Raw genomic sequence first — 2,794 nt, forward strand, 5'->3', positions numbered from 1 at the left:
TCGAGGGCGGGGTGGTGACGGGTGAGCCGGTGGGCGGGGTGCCGTGGGCGGTGGCGGCGTTGGTCACGATGCCCGCGTCGATGTCCGCCTGGGTGACGCCGTAGGTCGCGGTGCAGGTGGTGGAGGCGCCGGGGGCGAGGGTGGTGACGGGGCAGCTCGCGGTCGGGGCGGTGCCGGTGCCGGAGAACGCGGTCTCCGTCACTCCGACTGCCGTCAGGTCCACGTTCCCGGTGTTGGTCACCAGGAACGAGTACGTGACGGTGTCACCGGCTGCGGAGACCGTCGCCGGAGTCACGGACTTGGCGATCGTCAGCGCCGGAGCGGCGGGGGGAGTCACCGCGTTGAAGGCGTCCGAGGCCGTGAGCTGGACGCCCGTGGTGTCGGTGGCGGTGACCGTCGAGGTGTCGGTCTCCTGAGTGCCGGGCTGCATCGCCGGGACGGTCCCCGTGCAGTCGAAGGTGGCGCCCGCCTGGAAGGGGCCGGCCCAGGTCGTGCCGGTGGCAGGACCGCCCAGCGCGGAGAAGTCGCACGACAGGCCGGTGAGCGCCGGACCTGATGTCGTGTTGTCGGTCACCACCACGTTGGTCAGGGCCAGCGAACCGTTGTTCCTGACGGTCATCGTCACTGGCACCGGGGCCCCGGCGGGGACCGGCTTGCCCGGTGCGGAGTCGTAGTCGCCCGCCGTCGGACCGTCCGCGGTGGAGAACTTGACGATGGAGAGGTTGTTCCCGTTGCCCGAGTTGTTCCAGCTCGGGTTGTCCAGCCCGGACCCGGCGTTCACGGTGGTGCCATCGGCCATGGTGACCACGACGGTGTCCGTGAACTGCTTGAGAGTGTTGTCCGTGATCGTCACCGGCAGCTTCAGCCCGACGCTGGCGTTCGCCGGAACGGTGACGGTGACCGAGATGGCGCCTGTCGTACAGGAGTTGACGGTGGCCGTGCCGGTGTAGGTGACGTCGTTGCCCAGTGTGTTGGTGGTCGTGTCGAGGTTCTGCTGGGTGATGGTGGACGCGGCGTTGGTGGAATAGGGGAGGGTCAGCCCGGCGATGAACACGGGGCAGTTGAAGGCCTGGCCGGCCTGGGCCGTGTCCGTGAAGGTGGCCGTGGTCGCGGTGGTGCTCGCCGGGGTGTGCATCACCCAGACGATGTCCGTGTTCGGGAAGGAGTTGTTGTGGTTGATGATCCCGTACTTCTCGGCATTGCTGGGATTGCGGGGCGGGATCGGGTTGATGACGATGGGGGTGGTGAAGGTGACGCCCGCGTTCGTCGTGTAGACGAGGTCGTGGGAGCCGGTCTCACTGGTCGACAGCTGCGCGGTGGCCGTGGTCTCCCCGCAGACGCCCGTGTGGGTCTCCACGTACGTGCCCATGACGTAGGTGATGACGGCGGGGTTGCCGGAGATGGAGGCGGTGCCGATGGTCGCGCCGGTGCTGTCCAGGACGGTCTGCGTGCCGGTGGGGAAGTTCGCGAGCTCGGGCGGCATGGTGACCGAGAACGTGTCACCCGCATGGCTGCCGTCCGGAACACACCAGGTGATGTGCGTGGTGACGGTCATCCCGTTCAGGAGCGGTCCGGACGGAGATCCCGGCCACGTGGTGGTGACTCCGGTGACCGCATTGATCGGTGCGCTGTACGCGGGGATCTGCGCGCCGTAGATCAGCACGGCGGCGATCGCGGTCAGCATGACGACGGCCCGCCTGACGGCGGATCGCATCATTGCCAGCACTGGCATTGCTTGTCTCCTAGGGAAGATCCAGCAAACTCCGCCCCGGGCCGTCCGGCTGATTCGGCACGGCAGTACGGCCGATCGACTGCGGGGAGGGTGGGGGACTCACTGTTCGGTCGGCCGACCGAACCCTTCTGATGGCCTTCGCGTGCCGGTGGACGGCTGCGCCGGTCAGGCTATGGAGGTTCTCGTCGTCACTCGGGACTCCTTGGGGCAGGCGGACCCGGACGGCCCTGCTGCAGTCTGAAACCGCTCACCGGCCCACTCGGAAGGACCGGCCGCGTGCCCGATTCCCGTGAAGCACCGCTACATGTCCCGCCAGTGGGACGTCGGCCGATCGCCGACGTGGGTGAAGGAGGGACGTCGTAGGCCCCTCCACGCGTGGCCAATCGTACGTGTCCGTACTGATCTCTCCGTCGATTCTCATACCTGGCGCGCCGAGGTTACGCAAGCCGAGAATCCATTTCGCCGGCGAAGGCGGACACCGACCGCTCGCGAAGTCGGTCTGACCACCTCGGCGGTGACGAGGCCTACGGCTCCCGCCGCAACCGGCGCCGTGTCCGCGCCGACGTCAGACCCAAGCAGTGGGGCTTCGTGGTCGTGGTTGGTGTGTTGGCGGTCCAATCCGGTGAAAGTCTCAGCTGATCAGGTGCACTTCGACGCTGTCGAAGGACGTGGCCTTGGGGAATGTGGTGATGCTTTCGAACAGGACGCGCGCATCGGCGGCTCGGCGGCCCTGTCGGGGCTGCCCGCGGTGATGGGTGTGCAGGCCCGAGAGGGGTCTGCGCGGCGTCCTGCAGCCCACAGCGGTCGGATGCCGCACCCCCGTCACCGGCGGGCCCTGGTCGCTCACGGCGATCCGGGCGCGCTCCTCGGGGGCTCGGGCGCTCCAACCGACATACGGGAGACCGCTATGAGAGTGCGCAAGGCGAAGCCGCCGGGTGGTTCGACACAGGGCTGGAGACGTCTGCGAGCGGCGTCGCGCGCCCGCGCGATTCCCGGCCTGCTGCGCAGGCTGGTCCCGGCGGCGGCGGTGACGGCGGTCCTCGCCACCGGCCTGCCGCTGGG

Annotated in this window: 1 protein-coding gene; it reads right to left on the reverse strand. The window is 68.8% G+C overall.

Features of this window, described 5'->3' with window-relative positions; translation table 11 throughout:
- A partial coding sequence (locus ACIGZJ_RS36855; RefSeq protein ID WP_396461381.1) for an Ig-like domain-containing protein occupies window positions 1–1,732 on the reverse strand: 1,732 nt, incomplete at its 3' end.
- Window positions 1,733–2,794: the final 1,062 nt, after the last annotated feature.

This window comes from Kitasatospora sp. NPDC052868 (assembly GCF_044547105.1).
In the GTDB taxonomy this organism is placed as follows: Bacteria; Actinomycetota; Actinomycetes; order Streptomycetales; family Streptomycetaceae; genus Kitasatospora.